Genomic DNA, 21608 nt, shown 5'->3' on the forward strand with positions numbered 1-21608 from the left:
CGTGCCCCACGACGCGTACCTCCACTTAACGCTGCACGAGCAGCGCGTGGCCGCGGGCCTGCGACGCACCGCGGCGGAGTCGTACCGCCCGCCCCGCCGCCACGCGCGCGTACCGCTCCGCGCACGGCTCGGCGCACTGCTGGTCGCCTGGGGCACCCGCCTCGCCCACACCGCCGACGGGTCCCCGGCAGGTGCCGCATGACGGGCCGCGACCGCCGCCCGCTCGCGGCCGTCCTGGCCGCCAACACCGTGTCCATCACCGGGAACTCGCTCACGCTCATCGGTGTGCCGTGGTTCGTGCTGGAGACCACGGGCAGCGCGGGCCGGGCGGGCCTGGTGGCGCTGTGCACGACCGCGCCGGTGGTCGTGTCGGCGCTGGCCGGCGGGCCCGTCATCGACCGGGTGGGGCGGCGCCGGATCTCCGTGCTGTCCGACCTGGTCTGCGCGCTCGCCGTCGCCGCGATCCCCCTGCTGCACCAGGCGGGGCGGCTGCCCTTCTGGGCGCTGTGCGCACTGATGGCCGTCACCGGGCTCTTCCACGCGCCCGGTGAGACGGCCCGGGGCGTGCTGGTACCGCACCTGGCGGAGCGGGCGGGCACCCGGCTCGAACGGGCGACGGGCCTCTACGAGTCGGTGGCGCGCGGCGCGCGGATGGCGGGGGCGGCCCTGGCGGGGCTGCTCATCGCCCTGGTGGGCGCGGAGACGGTGCTGCTGCTGGACGCGGCGACGTTCGCCGTGTCGGCGGCGCTGGTGGCGGGCGGACTGCGGGGACTCCCGGCGGCCGAGCCGCTGCGGGACGGGCCTCCCGTGTCGGCGGCGCGCTACCGGGCGGAACTGCGGGAGGGCTACGGCTTCGTGGCGCGGGACCGGCTGCTGCTGGCGATCGTGCTGATGGTGATGTTCACGAACGGCCTGAATGTCGCCTGGAGTTCGGTGATGCTCCCGGTCCACGCGCGCGAGCACCTGGACGGGGCGGCGGCCGTCGGGCTGGTCATGTCCGTGTTCGGCGGCTGCGCACTGCTGGGGGCGCTCGGCTACGGGGCGGTGGGGCACCGCTTCCGGCGGCGCCCGGTGTACACCTGGTCGTTCCTGCTGGCGGGGGCTCCCCTGTACCTGGTCCCGGCGGCGACGGAGTCGGTCTGGCCGCTGCTGGTGACGGTGGCGGTGGGCGGCTTCTGCTCGGGGACGCTGAACCCGATCCTCACGACGGTGTTCTTCGAGCGGGTACCGGACCGGCTGCGCAGCCGCGTGTCCGGAGTGACCACGGCGGGGGTGCTCCTGACGGCACCCCTGGGAGGGGTGACCGCGGGATTCCTGACCGAACACCTCGGCCTCGTACCGACGTTGCTGGCTACGGGGGCGCTGTACTTCCTCGCGACGCTGAGCCCGCTGTTCCCGACGTGGCGGGGGCTCGACGAGCCCGCGGGACACCGTCGGCCCGTCCGGCGTTCGCGGACGCGCTGTCCCCAGCCCTTCGGGCCGAGGCCACTTCGCGGGCGCGAGCACGGGGGGCCGGGGACGGAGTCCCCCCACGCGGCGCAGCCGCAGACCGGGGACAGCCGGGAACGGGCCGGGTAGGAGCGGGGAACGGGCCGGGGGCGAAGGGGCCGGGAAGGGGCCCGGCAGGAACCGGTCGGGGTGAAGGCCCCCGCCCTAGCAGGACGGCACCTCCCCGTCCTCCCCCAGCGCCCGCAGAGACGCCACCGCGTCCTCCAGGTTCACGACCGGGATCACCTGCAGTCCTTCCGGCAGTTCCGCCTCCGCGTCGTCGCACTCCGCCTTCGGTACGAGGAACACCGTCGCCCCGTCCCGCGCCGCGGCCTGCGTCTTGAGCGACACCCCGCCGACCGCCCCGACCGTCCCGTCGGGAGCGATGGTCCCGGTACCGGCGACGACCCGGCCGCCGGTCAGATCGCCCCCCTCTCCGTCTCCCGCCAGTTTGTCGACGACACCGAGGGAGAACAGCAGCCCGGCGCTGGGCCCGCCGACATCCGCGAGGTGGAGCCGCACGTCGATGTCCTCGTCGCCCCGGCCGAGGAAGTTCAGGGCGGCGACCACGGCGTTGTCCTGGGACTCCTTCATCTGGCCGAGGTTGCGCTTCTCGATCTCCGCGTCGGACTTCCCGGCCGGGTAGACGGAGTCGTGCGGCAGGACGGCACGGTCGGTGCGGAACCAGCCCTCCACCACGTCGGGGAGGTTGACGTCGGCGTCCGGGGCGGTGGCGAAGATGGTCGTCATCCGCAGCTCACCGGTGGTGGGGCGGACCGGTGCGCCGGAGATGGTGATGACCTGCCGCCCCCGGTCCTCGCCCAGCACGTCGGCGGTGCTGCCGGGCTGCGCCAGGGTGAACGGCAGCGGCGCGAACACGGCGACACCGAACAGCGCGGCGATCGGCACGGAGCAGACGGCGAGCGCGCGGGGACGGGAGAGACGGGCGAGACGAGAGAACACGGTGCCAATCTAGCCCGTACGCCCGGTCCGGCCCGTCCGGCCGCCCCTCACCGCAACGCGTCCGCCACCTCCCGTGCCGCGTCCATCACCCGCGGCCCCACCCGCTCCGGCACGGCGTCGCTCAGCATGACCACGCCCACGCTGCCCTCTATGCCGGTCACCCCCAGCAGCGGTGCCGCCGCACCGCTCGCGCCGGCCTCCAGTTCGCCGTGCGTCAGGGTGAAGCCGGGGTCCTGGAGGCTCCCCTGCCGGGCGCCCAGGATGGCCCTCCCCGCGGCGCCCCGGTCGAGCGGGTGGCGGAATCCGGCACGGTACGCCACGTGGTAGTCCGTCCACGTGGGCTCGACCACCGCGACGGCGAGGGCCTCCGCGCCGTCCACCAGGGTCAGGTGGGCGGTCGCCCCGATGTCCTCAGCCAGGGATCTCAGGGCCGGCATCGCGGCCTCGCGGACCAGCGGGTGCACCTGGCGGCCCAGCCGCAGCACTCCGAGCCCCACGCGGGCCCGGCCGCCGAGGTCCCGCCGCACGAGGGCGTGCTGCTCCAGCGTGGCCAGCAGTCGGTAGACGACGGTCCGGTTGACGCCGAGCCGCTGGGACAGCTCGGTGACGGTCAGCCCGTGGTCGGTGTCGGCGAGCAGCTTCAGGACGCGCAGTCCTCGGTCGAGCGTCTGGGAGGTCTCCGCGGTCACGACGCCCCCTCCTTCGGAGTGAGTGACGGCGGACACTCTCAGGGCTCCGGCGACACCTGTCCCGCCAGGCGCCGCACCGAGAGGCCGCCGGCAGGCCTTGGCACACCGGCTGCGCTCCGAGGCGACGCTGCCACGGAACGTTCGCATGTGCCCGGGACAGTAGCGACCCACTCCGCTCAGCGGAAGACCTCGTCCAGAATCCGGGCGCGGATGAGGAATTGCTCCGGATTTGCGGCGGCTGGAAAGCGGGGTGCCCCGAAGCCTCACACGAAAAGGCATCGGGGCACCGAACATACGACCGCACGGCAGACCGCGGCCGGACGGAATGTCACCGCATCCGCGTGGCCCATTCCTGGACCTTCTTGATCCGCTCGCGGATCTGCCCGGCCGTGGCCTCCGCGCTCGGCGGCCCGCCGCACACCCGCCGCAGCTCGGTGTGGATCACCCCGTGCGGCTTGCCGCTCTGGTGGACGTACGCGCCGACCATGGTGTTGAGCTGCTTGCGCAGCTCCATCAGCTCCTTGTGGGAGACGACCGGCCGCCGCTCGGCGGGCAGTTCGACCAGGTCGGCCTCCTCGGCCGGCTTCTGACGGCTGTGCGCGATCTGCCGGGCCTGACGCTTCTGGAGGAGGAGCTGCACCTGGTCCGGCTCCAGCAGCCCCGGGATGCCGAGGTAGTCCTGCTCCTCCTGGCTCCCGGGGTGGGCCTGCATGCCGAACTCGGCACCGTTGTACATGACCCGGTCGAAGACGGCGTCGGACTCCAGCGCCTCGAAGGGCAGCATGTCCTGCTCGCCGGTGTCCTCGTCCTCCTGCTTGTTCGCCTCGTCCATCTCCTTCTCGGACTCGGCGTACGGGTCTTCGTCCTCCCCGTCCTTCTTCGGCCGGTCGAGGACGTGGTCGCGCTCGACCTCCATCTCGTTGGCGAAGCCGAGGAGCATGGGGATGGTGGGCAGGAAGACGGAGGCGGTCTCGCCGCGCCGCCGGGACCGGACGAAACGCCCGACGGCCTGCGCGAAGAAGAGCGGCGTCGAGATGGTCGTGGCGTAGACCCCCACCGCGAGCCGGGGCACGTCCACCCCCTCGGACACCATCCGCACGGCGACCATCCACCGGTCGTCGCCCTCGCTGAACTCCTCGATCCGCCGGGAGGCGCCGGTGTCGTCGGAGAGGACGACGGTGGCGCCCTGCCCGGTGATCTCCCGGATGAGCTTGGCGTATGCGCGGGCGGAGTCCTGGTCGGAGGCGATGACGAGGGCACCGGCGTCCGGGATGGCCTTGCGGACCTCGGTGAGCCGCTGGTCGGCGGCGCGCAGCACGTTCGGCATCCACTCGCCGCGCGGGTCGAGTGCGGTGCGCCAGGCCTGGGAGACGGCGTCCTTGGTCATGGGCTCGCCCAGCCGCGCGGCGATCTCGTCACCGGCTTTGGTGCGCCACCGCATGTTGCCGCTGTAGCTCAGGAAGATGACGGGCCGGACGACATTGTCCGCAAGAGCGTTTCCGTACCCGTAGGTGTAATCGGCGGCAGACCGCCGAATACCGTCGTTTCCTTCCTCGTACGTGACAAAGGGAATGGGGTTCGTGTCGGACCGGAACGGCGTACCGGTGAGACAGAGGCGCCGGGTGGCGGGCTCGAATGCCTCCAGGCAGGCCTCGCCCCAGGACTTGGAGTCTCCGGCGTGGTGGATCTCGTCGAGGATGACGAGCGTCTTGCGCTGCTCGGAGCGGTTGCGGTGCAGCATGGGCCGCACGCCGACGCCCGCGTACGTCACGGCGACGCCGTGGTACTCCTTGCTGAGCGGCCCGGCGCTGTACTCCGGGTCCAGCTTGATCCCTATGCGCGCGGCTGCCGCCGCCCACTGCTTCTTCAGGTGCTCGGTCGGGGCGACGACGGTGACCTGCTGGACGACGTGGTGGTGCAGCAGCCAGGAGGCGAGCGTGAGCGCGAAGGTGGTCTTTCCGGCGCCGGGGGTGGCGACGGCCAGGAAGTCGCGGGGCTGGTCCTGGAGGTACTTCTCCATGGCGCCCTGCTGCCAGGCGCGCAGCTTGTTGGCGGTGCCCCAGGGGGCGCGGCCCGGGAAGGCGGGTGAGAGGTGATGGGAGGCGGTAGTAGTCACGGTCTCCGATTCGGGCTCTCGAACGGCTCGGCGGGGGGATGACGACGGGCGCGGCGCGCACCTGCCGGCCGCCCGCACCCGTACGACAACCGGGCCACCCTACCGGTGGCCCCACCCCGTTCCGGACGCAACGAGCCCGCGACCTCGGGGAGTGGGACGGGGGTCACACGGCGGGCGGGTCACACCTCGGCGGCGGGGCCGACGGGGCCCGCCAGGGTACGAGGAGGCCCGGCCCCGCTGTGCGGAGCCGGGCCTCATGACCGGCAGACGTGCTGGTCAGCGCGCGGAGAAACGCGGGAGCTGCGCCGCGATCTTCGGTACGTCGAGCGCCCCCTGACAGACGTCCAGCACGAACTGCTCGGCCTCGTCCACGTCGAACCCGGCGTCGAGCGGGTGGCCGTTCATGTGCAGGAAGACCCAGGTCGCATACCAGGCGAGGCGCTTGTTGCCGTCGACGAGCCCGTGGTTGCGGGCGATCGACTCCATGAGCGCGGCAGCCTTCTGCCAGACGTCCGGATAGGCGTCCTGTCCGAAGACGCTGGACCCGGGCCGGGAGAGCGCCGAGTCGAGCAGCCCGTAGTCACGCACGCCCGGGGTACCGAGCCGCTCGGCGAGATCGAGCAGCTCGGCAAGGGTGAGGTAGCGCATCAGGCGAGCCTCCGGTTCAGCTCCTCACTGACCTTCAGCACATGCTCGGCGGCCTCGTTGAACAGCCGCGAGTGCTCGTTCACGGCCCGGATGACGGCGTCGTGCGCGAACGACTGCATGCTGCGGCCCTCGGCCTCGGCGCGCTCGCGCAGCGCGGCCAGCTCTTCCTCGGTGAAGCGCACGTTCAGACCTGCCATATCACGACGGTACCGCCTGGTACCGCATAGTGTCACCTGGTCTCGGTCACCGCCGAAGCCCGCCTGCTCCGCCGTCGGACCGGCGACCATCGCACTGTTCACGCGCCGGTCACGTCAGCCGTCGCAGGGACGGGGCCGCCGGAGGCGCGAGCCTCAGGGGCCGGGCCGCCGGAGGCGCGAGCCTCAGGGGCCGGGCCGCCGGAGCCCTCACCCCCCGGCCCCGAGGCCCCGCCGACCCTCGGGTGTACCCGCGTCGCCACCCACGCCCCCACCAGCGCCACGCACGCCATCGGCAGGAACACCGCCGCGAAGGCCCCCGGATGCGACCCGTCGGCGCCCGCGACCGCCCCATGGGCGGCGCCCAGGGACCCGCCGCCCAGCGCGGCGAACGCCGCGCCGCCCGCCGCCAGCAGCAGCACGTTCGACAGCCCGTCCGAGATCTGCAGCGCCGCCGAGTTCGCCCCCGCCTCCTCCGGCGCCGACAGCTTCAGCAGCAGCACGCTCGTGGACGAGATCACCATGCCCATTCCGAGGCACCCGAAGCCCCAGGCCACCGCGACCACCCACACCGGCACCGCCTGCACCAGCACGCTCGGCGCCGCCGCGATCGCCGCCGCGACCAGCAGCATCCCCAGCACCATCAGCCGCTCCCGGTACGGCTCCGTCCAGGGCCGCGACTGGATGAAGGACCCCGACGCCCAGGTCGCCCCGCCCACCGCCAGGGACAGCCCGGCCAGCGTCGGGCTCAGGCCCCGCTCGGTGACCAGCATCAGCGGCACGAACGACTCGGCCGCGATGAACGCCCCAGCCGCCACCCCGCGCAGCAGCACCACCGACGGGAGCCCGCGCGCCGCCCGGAACGTCCCGCGCGGCAGCAGCCCCAGCGCCGCCGGCACCAGCAGCGCCGCACCGGCCGCGGCCGGAAGCACGGACAGCCACCGCAGCTCCTGCCCCGCGTACTGCAACAGCCCGGCCCCCACCGAGATCCCCAGCGCCAGCCGCAGCCGCCGCCGGTCGAACGAAGCGACGGAAGCGCCGGGGTCGGCGGGCCCGGAGGCCCGCCGCCGGATGGCGGGCAGGGCGAGGCACAGCGGCAGCACGACCAGGGCGGGTATCCCGAGGAACACCCACCGCCACCCGAGCCGCTCGGTGACCGTGCCCGCCGCCAACGGCCCCACGACCGACGGAATGACCCAGCTCGCCGCGAACGCCGCCATGATCGCGGGCCGCAGCCTCTCCTCGTACGCCCGGCTGACGACCACGTACAGGGCGACGATCACCAGCCCGCCGCCCAGCCCCTGCACGGCCCGCCCGGCGATGAACACCCACATCGCCTGAGCGGTCCCGGACACCACGAGCCCCGCCCCGAAGGCCCCGATCCCGGCGGCCAGCGCCCCGAGCGGCCCCTTCCGGTCGGCCCACTGCCCGGCCAGCACCATGCCGAACAGGCTGGTCGTGAAGTACGCCGAGAACGCGAACGCGTACAGCGGAACCCCGTCCAGCTCCCGTGCCGCGACCGGCATGGCCGTCCCCACGGCCGTCGCCTCGAAGGCGATCAGCAGCACGACGGACACGATGCCGACACTGAGCGCCCGGTGCGCCCGGTCGAGCACACCACCGCCGCCCTCCTTGTCGGGAAGGGCGGCGGCGGGGTCGGGAGGTTCCTGGTCGCTCATGTCCACCAGAGTAAGAGGCGTAGAGCGCGTTAGCCCCTGATAAAAGTCGGAACCCTGCTCAGCCCTTGGCCGTACGCCCCGGCGACCGCACCGCCTGTTCCCGTTCCGTCTGCGGTTTCCCGCCCATGGCGGCCACGGCTCCGGCCCGGGAGCCCCGGCCGGACCATGCGGCCGGGGCGGGGGAACGGCCGACCCCGGACACTCACCCCTCGTAGGCGTCCTTCAGGGCCTGAACGTCGATCTTCTTCATGCCCATCATCGCCTCGGTGGCGCGCCGGGCCCTGTCCGGATCGGGGTCGGTCATCATCTCGTCCAGGACGCGAGGGGTGACCTGCCAGGACAGCCCGTACCTGTCCTTCAGCCACCCGCAGGGCCCCTCCTCGCCGCCCTCGCCGAGCCGGGCCCAGTAGTGGTCGACCTCCTCCTGGTCCTCGCACTCCACGGACAGTGAGACCGCCTCGTTGAACGTGAACTCGGGCCCCCCGTTCAGCGCGATGAGCCGCTGCCCGTCCAGCTCGAACTCGACGGTCATCACCATGCCCGCGGGACGGGGCGTCCCCTCGGGGAAGCGGGAGACCTTCAGGATCCGCCCCTCCTTGAAGATCGAGACGTAGTACCGAGCGGCCTCCTCCGCCTCACTGTCGAACCACAGACACGGCGTGATCTTCCGCTGCATGACGGGACTCCTTCCTTCTGTGTGCCCTCACACGGGCAGACCGAGGAAGCCCCCGAAACTCATCGCACGGCGAGCGGACAGGCCGCTCAGCCGACGGGCTCGTCCGGCAGCTCGGGAACGGCGATCACGAAGGTGCCCTTGGCAGGCACGGTGTCCACTACACCCCGCTCCCGCAGCTCCCGGATCGCGCGCCGCAGGGTGTTGATACCGACGCCGTACTGGGCGGCGAGGTCAGGCTCTGACGACAGACGGGCGCCCACGGGCAGGTCTCCGGCCCGGATCAAGTCCGCGATGTGGTCCGCGATCTGTACGTAGACGTAGATCCGCGAAGCGGGGTCCGGGCGCCATCCCTGATCTTTGGCCATAGTCGCACGCTAGAAGACCCGGCGGCACCCAGCCTTGTTCGACAGAGTCAGACCTCTACCTGACCCGTCATACCGAGTCACAGCACTACCGTCCGAGTCATATATGGCGTACAGTCGGTGAGCAAGACAAGACCCCGGCGAGTCGGCCAGGACTCCCGGGGCATGGCCACCAACCCGACGGAGGTTGATGACAATGGGCATTATCCATGCCCTCCTACGGCTGCTGCTGGGCGTGTTCACGCCTGGCACCGGGCGACGCCGAGCCGGCAAGCACCTCACCACCCGCGCCTCCACCAGGCACAGGGGAATCCCCCACCCGCCCGGCACGCCCGCCCGGCAGGGGCTGGGCGAACTGTTCGGTCCGGCCTGGGGATGGACGGCACGGCCCAGGCCCCCGTACGGGCTCCTGGAGAACCTCGACGGCTGCGCCCCCGCCGTCGCGTACGAACAGCGGGAGGCGCAGGCAAGACGACGACTCGCACTCGTCCTGGCCGCGGACTTCGGTATCGACCTCGACACCCGTGTCCTGCACGGAGCGGGGGTGCCCCGGTGAGCAGGCAGCAGCCCCGGAGCACAGCACCCCGGTCGGCGCGCAGGCCGATCCGCATGTGCGTCCGATGCGACAGGACCACGGAAACCCCCATGGTCGTCTCCGAGATCCACTCCGCGAGCGGCCCCGGCTTCACCGTCTACTGCTGCCCGAAGTGCGCCCGGCACTACTTCACCCGTCCCGAGCACCGGCCCGACTGGCCGGGCGCGGAGGACAGCCCCCGGTGACCCCGGACCGATCGGTACGCCAGTTCCTGGAAGACGTGGAGAAGTCCGGCCGCTCCGGCGAATGCGAGATCGGCTTCCACCACTACTGCCACCCGCAGGCCGTCTACGCCTCCGACACCCCCCGCCCAGGTGAAGACCCCCTCTTCGCCATCAGGTGCACCTGCGAGTGCCACAAGTAGCGTCCCCAGGCGGGGCCTTCCTCACCACAACCCGAGGAAGGCCCCGCCCACAGGCGTTTGAGTATCCACACTCATCCTCACCAGGTAGTCAGCCTCATCCACCACTCACCTCCACCGGCATACTGTCCCCACATGTCCGAGGAACCCGCATCGACAAACCACAGCAACCCGACCAAGCTGGGATCCACTTCTCGCGTCTCCGGAACCCTCGAATGGGGTTGCGCCGCCCCGCTCGCCGTCGCGTTCACCGTGTTCCTCGTTCCCTCCTGGCAAACATGGGAGTCCGCGAACCTCCCCCGCGCCACAGGGGAGGAGATGGCGAACCGCGCCTTCCGACTCTCTCAAGAGGCCTACGAGGTGCTGGGGTTCACCGCCACCTTCCCCGACCAGAGCATCCAGAACACCGTTGGGTCCCAGTCCTGCTACTACGGGGCCCTGCGGGGGATGGGGAAGGAGACGATCGGCGGCGCCTACCGCATGCATCACGAGGTCACCGACAAGACGATGACCGCATCCATGCGCACGAACGAGGAAACGGAGAGGGCCGCGAGCACCTTCGCCGGCTGAGACACGGCCGCAGACGGCTGAGGAAGGTCCGGAAGACCTGGGAAGAGCAGAGCAAGACCTTGCTGGGACACCTCGGCACGGAATCGGGAGGCATCAATGCCGCACGGCGCTGGCACCGCGGCGTCGATGTCGAGGCATCCAACAGAATCAAGCGCTCCTCGACCAACGACCTGTAAGGCCAGAGAAGGGCAGAGCACATGGGTCTCACCTACAAGAAGATCATGGAGACGGACTTCGGCAAGCTCACGGCTGCGGCGAAGGCATGGGACGACATGGCTGCCGAGTTCAAGAAGGCCGGTTCCATCCACGCCGCCACCACCCGGGGCCTCAAGGGCACGCTCTGGAACGGCATCAGTCACCTCCAAGCGCAGCAGTACTTCCAGGGCACGCAGTACGAGTACGCGGCAGCCGAGAAGCAGGCGAAGGCTACGGCAGACCTGATCCGGGACGCGCACCATCAGTTCACCGAACTGAAGAAGCTCCTGAAGTCCCTCGTCGCGGATGCCGTCAAGGACAAGATGACCGTCGACGCCGAGGGCAATGTCCGCCCGAACCTCTCGGCTTCGGAGCGCAGCGCGTACATCCACGACCCCGACGGTCAGAAGTACCTCACCCAATTCAACAAGGCCGCGGACAGTTGGGCCGCGCAGATCAAGAAGTACGTCAAAGCCTTCGAGGACACGGACGCCGACGCGAAGATGTCCCTAGAGGCCGTTGTGGTGGACGGCAAGGTGGGCGGCAATGACCAGACCACCAACGGCTTCAACGCTGATGCACAGGGTGACATCGAAATATACGAAGCCCGCAACAGCGCGGAAATCGGAACCAGGATCGCCAACGGCGAGAAGGTCTCGGACGCAGAGTACGCACAGTTCAAGCGTTCAATGCAGGAGAACGTTGGAAACCAGCAGTTCAACCATACACTCCTCAACAACCTCGGGGCCGAGGGAACGATCAGGGTCGCCAATCAGCTCAACGACCTCACTCACTCAAGCGAGAACAACCGCCAGGCTCTGTACCGAGACACGAACCACGCGCTCTCCAACGTGCTGGCAGCAGCAACCAAGGTGCCCGAATTCAAGGGAGCCAACGGGGAGAAGATAACCTACGGCACCAGGGAGTACGCCAAGGCGTTCAAGACATGGTCCAACTCCGACAAGGCCGATTTCTACAACGGATTCCTCACTGACCTGAAGAAAGCAGGCGCCGCTCAGTACGGGCTGGACGTCGCCACCAACAAGCTGGACACAGCCCTCGGCCAGGATCAGAAGATCCGCGGATATCAGGGCCTGGTCACACTCATGCAGCAGGGTGAGGGCTATTCCCCGCAGTTCCTCGGTGACCTCGCCGACCAGATGATCGAGGCCGAGAGGGAGCACAAGAACATCTGGGACCTGCATGGCAAGTTCGAAGGGGAACATGGCGGCTGGTTCGCCAACGATCCCGTCGACGGCACCCTGAAGATCATGAGCGAGAACCCGGAAGCGGCCACGGGCTACCTCGATCCTGCTGCCGACGGCGGCAACGATCGCCTGAAGTATCTCCTTCGCGAGGACGAGCGCGACTGGGACGTCGTCAATACCTCCGAATGGCATGGCAATCACCAGGTCACGAGGAGCGCGGAAGATGCAGACTCCCGCAAGGGACTCGCTGCTGCACTTGAAGCTGGCACGACCGGGTATCCACCGCTGAAGGCCGACAAGGACCCCTGGCCGGAGACCCCACACACTGAGGCTCAAGCACGCCTCATGCGCCACCTGATCGGAGAGCTGGCACCGTCCTCCGATGAGGGGACCGAGGCGAAGGTGCACGCGAACATACGTCAGCCTGTCGCCCGAGCTCTCGCCTCGTTCACCGCCGACACGCATCAGATATTGAGCGGAACGAATGTTGATTACGTGGCCTCTGGACTGGACGCGGGGCATTTCACAGAAGGCGGAAATGGCCATCTTGCCGCTCCGAGCAAGGACTTGGTCCAAGTCATGCGCGGCCTAGCCGAGGACCCAAAAGCATACGCTTCTCTTCACAAAGCAGAATCACGCTACATCGAGCTTGAGCTAGAAAGAATCCCTCAGGGGGCTCCAAATGTGGAGGACTCCACCCCACTGAGCAAGGCAGGAAACGCTCTTGGGGTCTACAGTGCGATCAGAGAGGACATCATCAACGACGAGCGCATGGACAAATACACCAAGGCGGACTGGCAAACGAAGATGGCCTATCACGTGGCTGGCGGAGCAGTGGCCCCCATCTCTATTACCACCGCGGGCGGCAGTACTTTTGTGGTAGGAGAGCTGGCGCAGCGAGGAGTGGACACTTGGGCCTGGGACTTGGGCAACAAACTGAAGTCAGACGCAGATGCCGAAGCGAACGCCGCAATCGCGAAAACATACTTCGACGCCGAGACCCAAATGGCCCTGACGATTGGCGGTTGGGCTGACGGCAGACCGGACATCGACACCACCACAGAGAGCGGGAAAGATCTACAAGGAAAGATTGTTCGAGCAATCCTGAGTAGCCATCACGAGGGCAGCGATAGGGCCAACAAATTCCTGACGGATACATCTAATTAGCGGACGCGGCTACGCCACCCCACTTAGCGGCTGCCTCAAAGAAAAACAAGGGATTCGATCCATTTTGAGCACCTCGCCGTCTTCACCCAGCAGAACAGTCCCGAGAATGGCCATTTCGGTAGCCATTCTCGCCTTGGCGGTCATTACCGGATTCACCTCGTGGAAATTCATAGCCGGAACAAGCCCCGAAGACTCGTGCGCGCACATATCCGAAGATGGGCGCATCAGCGACGCCTTGGGGGACGGATACAAGCCTGACATGAACTGCTCCGAACTTGGAGCAGCCATCGAGAAAGCCACTCTGGGAGATGGGCGAGAGCATCACTCCCAGGAGCAGGCGCAAGCGATGAAGAATGTGTTGCTGGCGATAAGTGATGAGATCGAACAGCGCAAGAGCTTCTCGATGAGCCCCGATCTCGGACGCCCGGTGGCTACGGCACTGGCTGGCTACGTGGTCGACACAAACGCAATACTCCGAGGCACCGAGGTTGAATATGCGCGCCACATACTGCCCTCTGCTCCCGTCTGGCAGGAGGACGATGGCTACCGCCTGTCAATCCCCAGCGACTATCTCGCTCGGGTGATGCGCGCGGCCTCAGAGGATCCTGAAGCATACGCACGACTCCGAATGGCAGACTCTGAGTACGTGGCAGAACAGCTCAGCAGAATTCCCCGAGACGCCGGCCCTACGGCCGCGGGCACCCCGCAGGTTTTCTCACCCAGCATCGGCGCTCTTGATGCGATCGCTTCTCATGTCCTGCAGGAGCGTGAAAGAAGTGAGGCCGACGACTGGCTGAATGCGGTTTCGGATGAGTTGCTCAAAGACTCAGTGACACCTCCAGCCTTCAAGGACGCGCCCGCTAAGCACCTCGTTGAGAGCTGGAAGCACGGGTTGAGGGCTGTCCAGAAAGAGGAGCGTCGCTCATACCTTGAACAGCAGGCCGTCGACATGGTTGCCACTTGGGGTAAGGCGCGCGGCATGAAGAGTCAGGACCTTGGCAAGCTGCTTGCCTCCTGCGGCCAAGCCTCCGATTCAGGGCGTCACCAAGTACTGCGAGGTCTGAAGGAATGACGTCGACAACCATGCGGCGCGCGGTGCTTCGCAGAGGCCTCTCAGGACAAGCCAACTCATCAGACCAGAGGAAAGAAACTGTGACGACCTTGCACACTCGACGCACTCTCGCGCTGGCTGGTACGGCACTTGTCTGCCTACTTGTGGCAGGGTGCGGAAAGGGGACCGATCCGTCTGAAGCCGATGGGACAGCTTCTCCAGGTGTACCCGGCGAGTCCGCTTCGGAGTTGACTCAGAGGGCGAACAAGGTGATGCGGGGAACAACCTTCCACTCGGAGGGCACCACCACCGCCTTCGCCGGGGCGCGGCAGGAGACCTGGTGGGACCCGGAGCAGGGACTGCGATCTACGACGACCGGCAGTGACGTGTCCGGGGAGATGTACTGCAAGGACGGTACGTCGTACATCAGCGCCCCGTTGTTCGCCGCCATGCTGAAGGAACGCGGGCAGGAGATCACCGTGCCCGAGCGGCTCTCCGATGTGTTCGTGACCACCGAGACCGGCCAGGGCTGCGACATCTACTTCAAGGTTCCTGACGGCGGGGAGCTTCAGCCCGAGAAGGACGGGAGCGTCGCCGACAAGGCTGCCAAGGCGCTCACGGTCTCCGCGGGAACAGCCTCCGACACCTACTTCATCGACGCCGACGACACCGGGCAGGTACTCCGGCTGGACGCCCGGCGGGACGGACGCACGAGCACGACCAGCTACGACTCGTTCGGGGAGAAGTTCTCCATCACCTTGCCGCCGCAGGAAAGGACCCTGCCCATGGAAGACTTCCGGAAGCAGGTCACCGGGGGCTGAGGAGGACTGCATCCCTGCCAGGACACACTCACGGTTCCCTCAGTGCCGCTGGTCGGGTCCGTATGGGCCGGCGTAGGGGTTCGGCTGGGTGGGGGCGCTCGGCGGTCCGTAGCCGGTGTGCGGGGGCAGGTGGAGGTACGGAGCCGGTGGAGCAGCGGCAGCGGCAGCCGCGGCGCGACGGCGCCGGGCCCGGGTGACCGGAACGGCGATCGCGGTACCGAGCAGAGCGGCGGCACCGACTCCCAGCGCGATCCACAGGGCAGTGTTGCCGCCCCCGTTGTTCGCCTGTGCTTCCACCGCTGCCGGTGGCGTAGCGTCCGTCCCCTCGCTGCCGGGTACTGCCGACGGGGTGGGTTCCTGCGTCGGGGACGCGGACGCGGCCACAGGGAAGTCATGGAGCGGATAGACGTCCGGCGCACCCGGATCCCCGGGCGTCCTCAGCGCCCGCAACGGCCGCACCGCGCCGTAACCGATGTGGTCGTTACGCACGTTCCCACTGGTCGGCGGACTGATCGTGTTCATCATGACCCGCAACACCTGGTTGTTGGTCCACTCCGGGTGCTTCGACCAGATCAGAGCGGCAGTCGCAGACGCGATGGCGGTGGCGTCACTGGTGCCCTTGGTCTTGCACAGGCCGGTCTCGCTGGTGCACGCGTGCACGATGTCGACACCTGGCGCCACAACATCGACCTGCGGGCCGTACTGCGAGAACTCCGCCCGCTTGAGGTCCTTCCCGATCGCTCCGACAGCGACCACTCCCGGCGTCGAAGCGGGATACTTCGGCCACGTCCCGCCGTCGTTGCCCGTCCCCGCAAAGATCAGCGAGCCGCCCTCGAGCGCGTACCGGACGGCATCCGTGAGCTGCGGGGATCCCGCATCCACCGCCATGGAAATGTTGATCACCTTGGCGCCTGAGTCAACGGCATGACGAATGCCCTTGGGCACTGCCTCGTTGAACCGTTCCTCGTCTACAGCCTTGTTGGGCTGCTTCTTTGAGCTATGGACACGAATCGGGAGGATCTTGGCGTCCGGCGCAAGTCCAAAGGAGCCGTCACCTCCGCGACTTCTGCCAGTGCCAGCGATGATCCCCGCCATTCCGGTCCCGTGGCCGTCGTCATCCGTCTGCTCGTCCCCTGGCTCCTCCGGGGCCAGATTCAGGCCCTTGAGAACACGGCCCTGAAGATCGCCGTGGTTGGCGTCGATGCCTCCGTCGATGACCGCGACGGTCACACCCTCACCGGTGCTGATCTTCCAGATCTCGTCCGCGCCCATCGCGTCCAGGTACCACTGGTCCGAGCGCACAGACTTGGCATGAGCGGGAGTGGCCGCGACGCCTGCCAGCACCATCGCCAGAAGCAGCGGCACGACGGCCCTGGCACGTGACCGGCGTCTGGTGCTGGCAGGCATGAGCATCCTCTTTGCTTCAGGTCGGGTTCAGTGTCAGTCGATGATGGGCGGCACAACCCGGCGGTTGTCGCGCTGCCAGGTCTCCTCATCCTCAGTGAGGTACTCCGGGCGCTCACCCGTGGTGCTCTCACGGCGCGGCGCCGGACGGCCCGTTGTCCCCGGAGCCCCGCCCCGCACCAAGCCTGAACCGCCCTGCGTGAACGGACGACCGACCGCGGTGCCCGTCTGCACAGGGCGCCCCCCGACCACACCGCCAGCTTCATTCGCCAGCCGCCTGCCGACCGAGCCCGGACCGCCAGCACGACCGGCTCCCGTACCGCCGCCGACACCACCCGCGCCCGGAGCCATGGGCGGACGGGCAACCCCGCCACCGCTCTCACCGCCGATCACGGTCCCACGAGGAATGCTCCCACTGGGCCGCCCAGAAACGTTCTGTACAGGTCGGCCACCGACAACACCGCTGTCCCTTGGAGGCATACCACCCACCGCTCCGGGCCCCATCGGGCCGGACGGCTGCCGGGGCAACACCAGCCCACGCGCCCCACCTGGCATCCGCCCCATTTCGCCGGGCCTGGCCGGAGCAGGCACCGCCTGTCCCCCGCCGGAAACCGGAAGCCCCGGGCCCATCGGGAGGGGAGGCGCCTGCCCCTCCGGACGCGCCGGCCCAGGCGTAGGTGAGGCGGACGGAACAGTCTGCGTCGGCGGCAGCGTGCCGACGCTGTCGATACTCATGGCGGCCGGAGACAGCGAAGCGCCTGCGGCCAGACCAGGCGGCTGGACTCCACCAGCCGGGGACATCACTGGCCCTGCCGCTCCGAACGCCACGCCCGGTCCCGAGCCCCCTGATGCTCCGGACACAACTCCGTACGCTGCTCCTCCACCCGTGGAGGATGCATACGACTGATGCCCCCCAGCGGCACCTCCGCCACCAGCGGCATAAGCCCCACCCGAGTCAATCCTCTTCTCTGCCGTAGGCACGAACTCCCCCGGCGGCGGCCGGAACGTCGGCACCTCCAGCTTGTTCAGCTCCGACGACGACTGGTCATACGCCTCCGCCAGCCCCCGCATCACATCCGCCGCGTCCAGCCGGTTCTTCTCCACACTCTGCGCCAGCGCCGCCGACGCCTTCTCCCCCACCAACGCAGCATCCGGATCGTTGCGATGAACCCGCGCCGCGTCCAGATTCGCCTGCGCCTCCTCCTTCGACACATACCGCGGAATCGACGCCTGCGCCCGGGAGATCGCACCCGACGCCTCCGTCAGCCACTTCGACGCACCCTCGCTGTAATCCGCCAGCCGAAACGTCGAACTCGCCAGACTCGCCCCCCACTCCACGAACGCCTCGAAACCCTCACCCTCCCACTCCACCCGCTCCGGACGGGACTTCAGCAGCCCGGCGATACTCCGGATCTCCACCGCCGCCGCCGAAAGACGAGCCGCCGCAGCCTGCACGTGATAACTGCTCGCCTGATCGAGCCACGCCAGCATCTGCTCATGCGACATGCTCTCGAACGACGTCCTGCCGCCGCCCTTGCCCATTGCTCCGTCTCCCCCGTCGTCTACTGAAGTCCGCCCGAACCCGCGCCGTCGCCCGGCGGGGTCTTCGGCGCGCCCTCTGCCGGCGTCTGACCGTCGGCCGTCGGGTCGCGGTCCGCGTCGTAGTGGCGCTGGGTGTTGTGCTGGATGGCCAGCATCCGCTGGCGGACGTCGCCGTCCGTGCCGTCGTAGCCGTTCTTGGCGGACACGACCGCGATGCCCATGCCCTCCAGGCAGTCGGCCATCAACTGTGACAGCTGCTTGAGCTGCTTGACCACGGTGTCGTACGACGTGAACAGGCCGGCCGCCTCGGCCCACGCGCCGCCACCGCCGCCGAAATGGGTGCGGCTCATCTTGTCCGCGCCCATCTTCTGGGGCGCGGCGGGCGAGTCGCCCAGCTCGATCAGCAGCTTGTCGACCCGGTTCTTGAACGACACCATCGACTCGGCGTCGTACGTCAGCCCCGGCATTCCCCCGCGCCAGGGCCGCCCGTTACCGTCGTCCACTGCCATCGGACTCGATACCTCCCCCGTGAAACGTGAACCCATCTGCCACTTTAGCGACCTGAACTGACAGGTTGTGAGTCCGGTCCGGGTCGGACCGGTCACGGCGTGGCAGAGGAACGCCCCTAGGAGTTCAGGGTCACCACCGCCGACTGGGGCCGGATCGGAAGGCGGTTGGCGGGGCGGCCGGTCGCGGCGCGGACGGCGGAGGCCACCGCCGCCGGGGTCGTGACGACCGGGACCGCGCTCGCGGCCTTGGCGCCGAAGGGGGCCACCACGTCACGTTCCTCGATCAGTCTGACGATGTGGATCGCCGGGGCGTCCAGGGCCGTGGGGAGGGCGTAGCCGGTCAGGTCGGGGTGGCGGACCAGGCCCCGGGGGGTGCGGAGGTTCTCCGTGAGAGCCGCGCCCACGCCCTGGGTGACACCTGCTTCGATGCGGGTCGCCAGTTGCGCGGGGTTGAGGATGCGGCCCACGTCCTGGGCCACCGACAGCTCCACCACGCGGACGCTGCCCAGTTCGATGTCCACGTCCACCACCGCCCGGATCGCGCAGAAGGCGAGTCCCACGAAGGCGTCGCCCTGGCCGGCGTCGTCCAGGGGTTCCGTGGGGTGGGGGCGGCACTGGGCCGTGGCCCAGAGTTCCTTGCCCTCCAGTGCCTCCGCCACCGTGGTGGACAGGACGCCGTCATAGGAGGTGATCTTGCCGTCGGTGATCTGCAACAGCTCCGTCGACATGCCGAACTTGTGCGCCAGGGGCTGGAGGAGCTGGGTGCGGACCATCTTCGCCGCGCGTTCCACCGCGCCGCCCGAGACCCACGTGTGGCGGCTGTGGGTGGCAGCGCCCGCGGGGGGCTGGTCCGTGTCGACGGGGGCGACGTGGACCTCGCCCACGCCCAGGACCTCCTGGACGATCTGGCGTGCGAGGGTCGCGAAGCCCTGGCCGGTCTCCACCGCCGCGCACAGCACCGTCGCGACGCCGTCCTGCACACGCACGGTGGCCGTCGACACCTCGTCCGTGCCCTCGGGGCCCAGCATGTGCACCATGCCCAGCGCGTAGCCGACGCCCCGCCGGACCGCGCCAGGCTCGCCCGCCCCCTCCGGCCCGCCCGGCAGCAGCCAGTCGTCGGCCGGGGTGTCCCGGGGCAGCTGCGGCAGCGGCGCGTCGCGCACCGCCTCCAGGAGTTCGGCGACCGGCGCCGGGCAGGTCACCGTCTGACCGGTCGGCAGCAGATCGCCGGTGGCCAGCACGTTCCGCATGCGCAGCTCCGCCGGGTCCAGGCCCAGCTTGGCCGCCAGCTTGTCCATCTGGCCCTCGTACGCCGCGCACACCTGCATGGCGCCCTCGCCCCGTACATGACCGGACGGCGGGTTGTTCGTACGGACCGCCCAGCCCTCGATGAAGGCGTGCGGGACGACGTACGGGCCACAGGCGAAGGAGACGGCCGCCGCCAGGGAGGCCGACGAGGCATCCCCGTAGGCCCCCGCGTCCAGCAGGATCTGGGCCTCCACCTTCACCAGGCGGCCCTCCGCGTCCGCGTGGTGGCGGTAGCGGAGGAGGGTGGGGTGGCGGTGGGCGTGCCCCAGGAAGGACTCCTCGCGGGTCGCCGTCAGCTTCACGGGGGCGCCGGTGCGCAGCGCCAGGAGGCCCAGCGGGATCTGGAAGCCGGGGTCCTCGCGGTCACCGGTCGCGCCCGGGACACCCGTGACGACGATCTTCACCTGTTCGGGTGGCAGCCCGTAGCAGGCGGCGGCCAGGTCGCGGTCGGTGTGCGGGTCGGTGGAGGCGGTGTAGATCTCCACGCCCCCGTCCGGGCGCGGCACGGCGAGGCCCGCCTCGGCGCCGATCGGGGCCGGGTCCTGGCGGCCGATGCGGTAGAGGCCCTCCACGATCACCTCGCCCGAGACCTCGGGGTCGCCGTAGCGGAGCGGGATGTGGCGGATCAGGTTGCCGTCCGGGTGCAGGGGCGGGGCGGAGAAGGCCTGCTCCGGGTCCGTGACCGGGTCCAGGATCTCGTAGTCGACGATGATCGCGGCGGCGGCGAGCCGGGCCGTGTCCGGGTGGTCGGCGGCGACGGCGGCGAGCGCCTCGCCGTGGTGGCGGACCACGTCGGCCGCGAACACCGGGCGGTCCGCGATGTTCCGGCCGTACGAACTGTCGCCCGGCACGTCCTCATGGGTCACCACGGCCCGTACACCCGGCATCGCGGCGGCGGCCGAGGTGTCGATCGAGCGGATCCGGGCGTGGGCGTGCGGGGAGCGCAGGATCGCCGCCCAGAGCAGGCCCTCCGCCCAGAGGTCGGAGGCGTACGGGAAGGTGCCCTCCGCCTTGGCGGGGGCGTCGGCCGACGGCAGCGACGCGCCGAGTCCCCGCGTGGGCGCGGACTGCTCCTGATGCGGTTGGGGGATGTCGACCGCCGGGATGGCGGTGGCCGCGTCGTTGCTCACGCCGTGCCTCCGTCGTGCGGGTGGGTGACCTGGTGCGGGATGCGGACCTCGGAGGGCTGCTGGGCCTGCTGCCCGGGCCGGCCGGGGTCCTCGCCCGCGGCTGCGGCACGGGCGGCCTGAGCGGCGGCTTCGGCCTGGGCGGCTCTGCGTTCCTCGACGACCTCCCGTACGGCGCGGAGGGCGCCCTGGTAGCCGGTGCAGCGGCACAGGTTGCCGGACAGGGCGCGGCGGGCCTCCACGTCGGTGGGGGCGTGGTTGCCCTCCAGCAGGTCGTGCATCGTCATGGCCATGCCCGGGATGCAGAAGCCGCACTGGACGGCCCCGCAGCGGGCGAGCGCCCGCTGGACGTCGGAGGGCTCGCCGTGCGCGGCCAGACCCTCGACGGTGCGGACCTCGCTTCCGGCGGCGGTGGCCGCGGGCACCAGGCAGGAGGCGACGAGGCGGCCGTCGACCTGCACGTTGCAGGCGCCGCACTCGCCCTGTGAGCAGCCGTCCTTCGCGCCCGCGAGGCCGAGCCGCTCGCGGAGCACGTAGAGCAGCGACTCCCCGACCCAGGCGTCGGTGACCGGCCGGTCCACCCCGTTGACCCGCAGCACGAACGAGACGTGCGGGTGCTCCTCGCCGGCGAACGGGTCGGCGGAGGCCTGCGGCTGCGGTTCCTCCTGTGCGGGGGCGGGATCCGATACGGGGCCGGGGGCGGGCTCCGTGCCGGTGGCGTCGGCGGCCGCCTGAGGCTCGGCGGGCGGAGCGGGCGCATCGGGCAGGGCCGGGGCCCGGTCGTCCTCCTGGGCCTCGCCCTGGTCCTCGGGCCGGCCCTGTGCCGGAATGGCGGGCGCGGCGGCCTGTTCGGGCGTGGGCTCCTCGGGCGTGCCGGGCCCGTCGGCCGGGTTCTCCGGCAGGGGCCCGGGGCCCTCGGCCGGGGCCTCCCCGTC

At 69.7% G+C, this 21608-nt stretch carries 21 protein-coding genes; 9 read left to right on the forward strand and 12 right to left on the reverse strand.

What is annotated here, in order from left to right; all coding sequences use genetic code 11:
* Position 1 precedes the first annotated feature (1 nt).
* Together I3F58_RS13320 and I3F58_RS13325 are read left to right on the forward strand one after the other, a co-directional pair.
* On the forward strand, positions 2 to 202 hold the full coding sequence (locus I3F58_RS13320) for a hypothetical protein (protein WP_240108569.1): 201 nt from the start codon (positions 2 to 4) through the stop codon (positions 200 to 202).
* Positions 199 to 1578, forward strand: coding sequence for an MFS transporter (locus I3F58_RS13325; RefSeq protein WP_240108570.1), 1380 nt, complete (start codon positions 199 to 201; stop codon positions 1576 to 1578). Before I3F58_RS13320 ends, I3F58_RS13325 begins: the two co-directional genes overlap by 4 nt.
* 75 nt (positions 1579 to 1653) lie before the next feature.
* Here the strand turns inward: I3F58_RS13325 and I3F58_RS13330 are convergent, their stop codons facing one another.
* The 8 genes from I3F58_RS13330 to I3F58_RS13365 form a co-directional block, all read right to left on the reverse strand.
* Entirely contained in the window at positions 1654 to 2451 is a 798-nt protein-coding gene (locus I3F58_RS13330; protein ID WP_240108571.1) for a S16 family serine protease, read from the reverse strand.
* Positions 2452 to 2498: 47 nt separating this feature from the next.
* Positions 2499 to 3140 carry an IclR family transcriptional regulator gene (locus I3F58_RS13335; RefSeq protein ID WP_240108572.1) on the reverse strand — a complete coding sequence of 214 codons (642 nt, stop codon included), beginning with the start codon at positions 3138 to 3140 and terminating at the stop codon, positions 2499 to 2501.
* Positions 3141 to 3468: 328 nt separating this feature from the next.
* Positions 3469 to 5256, reverse strand: coding sequence for a DEAD/DEAH box helicase (locus tag I3F58_RS13340; RefSeq protein ID WP_240108573.1), 1788 nt, complete (start codon positions 5254 to 5256; stop codon positions 3469 to 3471).
* A gap of 276 nt (positions 5257 to 5532) precedes the next feature.
* On the reverse strand, positions 5533 to 5904 hold the full coding sequence (locus I3F58_RS13345; RefSeq protein ID WP_240108574.1) for a type II toxin-antitoxin system death-on-curing family toxin: 372 nt from the start codon (positions 5902 to 5904) through the stop codon (positions 5533 to 5535).
* Positions 5904 to 6101, reverse strand: coding sequence for an Arc family DNA-binding protein (locus tag I3F58_RS13350; protein ID WP_240108575.1), 198 nt, complete (start codon positions 6099 to 6101; stop codon positions 5904 to 5906). Before I3F58_RS13350 ends, I3F58_RS13345 begins: the two co-directional genes overlap by 1 nt.
* Before the next feature lie 98 nt (positions 6102 to 6199).
* Positions 6200 to 7777, reverse strand: a complete 1578-nt coding sequence (locus tag I3F58_RS13355) for an MFS transporter (protein ID WP_240108576.1) — start codon at positions 7775 to 7777, stop codon at positions 6200 to 6202.
* 202 nt (positions 7778 to 7979) lie between these two features.
* Positions 7980 to 8453, reverse strand: a complete 474-nt coding sequence (locus I3F58_RS13360) for a VOC family protein (protein WP_240108577.1) — start codon at positions 8451 to 8453, stop codon at positions 7980 to 7982.
* A gap of 86 nt (positions 8454 to 8539) precedes the next feature.
* Positions 8540 to 8818, reverse strand: coding sequence for a winged helix-turn-helix domain-containing protein (locus I3F58_RS13365; RefSeq protein ID WP_240108578.1), 279 nt, complete (start codon positions 8816 to 8818; stop codon positions 8540 to 8542).
* Between the two features lie 187 nt (positions 8819 to 9005).
* Here I3F58_RS13365 and I3F58_RS13370 point away from each other — a divergent pair, with 187 nt between their 5' ends.
* The 7 genes from I3F58_RS13370 (at position 9006) to I3F58_RS13395 (ending at position 14783) form a co-directional block, all read left to right on the forward strand.
* The gene (locus tag I3F58_RS13370) at positions 9006 to 9371 is read left to right on the forward strand and encodes a hypothetical protein (RefSeq protein ID WP_240108579.1); all 366 of its coding nucleotides are present in this window, start codon (positions 9006 to 9008) and stop codon (positions 9369 to 9371) included.
* 89 nt (positions 9372 to 9460) lie between these two features.
* Complete coding sequence (locus tag I3F58_RS29380; RefSeq protein ID WP_275678477.1) at positions 9461 to 9595, forward strand: hypothetical protein; 135 nt, start codon at positions 9461 to 9463, stop codon at positions 9593 to 9595.
* On the forward strand, positions 9592 to 9774 hold the full coding sequence (locus tag I3F58_RS13375; RefSeq protein WP_240108580.1) for a hypothetical protein: 183 nt from the start codon (positions 9592 to 9594) through the stop codon (positions 9772 to 9774). The genes I3F58_RS29380 and I3F58_RS13375 overlap by 4 nt, the downstream gene beginning before the upstream one ends.
* 132 nt (positions 9775 to 9906) lie before the next feature.
* Positions 9907 to 10341, forward strand: a complete 435-nt coding sequence (locus I3F58_RS13380) for a hypothetical protein (protein WP_240108581.1) — start codon at positions 9907 to 9909, stop codon at positions 10339 to 10341.
* Between the two features lie 197 nt (positions 10342 to 10538).
* Positions 10539 to 12911, forward strand: coding sequence for a DUF6571 family protein (locus I3F58_RS13385; RefSeq protein ID WP_240108582.1), 2373 nt, complete (start codon positions 10539 to 10541; stop codon positions 12909 to 12911).
* 106 nt (positions 12912 to 13017) lie between these two features.
* Positions 13018 to 13983, forward strand: coding sequence for a hypothetical protein (locus I3F58_RS13390; RefSeq protein ID WP_240108583.1), 966 nt, complete (start codon positions 13018 to 13020; stop codon positions 13981 to 13983).
* Between the two features lie 227 nt (positions 13984 to 14210).
* On the forward strand, positions 14211 to 14783 hold the full coding sequence (locus I3F58_RS13395) for a hypothetical protein (RefSeq protein ID WP_240108584.1): 573 nt from the start codon (positions 14211 to 14213) through the stop codon (positions 14781 to 14783).
* 39 nt (positions 14784 to 14822) lie between these two features.
* Here the strand turns inward: I3F58_RS13395 and mycP are convergent, their stop codons facing one another.
* From mycP to I3F58_RS13415, 4 genes are all read right to left on the reverse strand, one after another.
* Positions 14823 to 16190 carry a type VII secretion-associated serine protease mycosin gene (gene mycP / locus I3F58_RS13400; protein ID WP_240108585.1) on the reverse strand — a complete coding sequence of 456 codons (1368 nt, stop codon included), beginning with the start codon at positions 16188 to 16190 and terminating at the stop codon, positions 14823 to 14825.
* 1559 nt (positions 16191 to 17749) lie between these two features.
* Complete coding sequence (locus I3F58_RS13405; protein WP_240108586.1) at positions 17750 to 18238, reverse strand: hypothetical protein; 489 nt, start codon at positions 18236 to 18238, stop codon at positions 17750 to 17752.
* 116 nt (positions 18239 to 18354) lie between these two features.
* A complete protein-coding gene (locus tag I3F58_RS13410) occupies positions 18355 to 20676 on the reverse strand; it encodes a xanthine dehydrogenase family protein molybdopterin-binding subunit (protein ID WP_240108587.1) in 2322 nt (773 codons plus the stop codon).
* The coding region (locus I3F58_RS13415) for a (2Fe-2S)-binding protein (protein WP_240108588.1) at positions 20673 to 21608 on the reverse strand (936 nt) is incomplete at its 5' end. The genes I3F58_RS13410 and I3F58_RS13415, both read right to left, overlap by 4 nt.

It is taken from the genome of Streptomyces sp. MUM 203J (genome assembly GCF_022414595.1).
GTDB lineage: Bacteria > Actinomycetota > Actinomycetes > Streptomycetales > Streptomycetaceae > Streptomyces.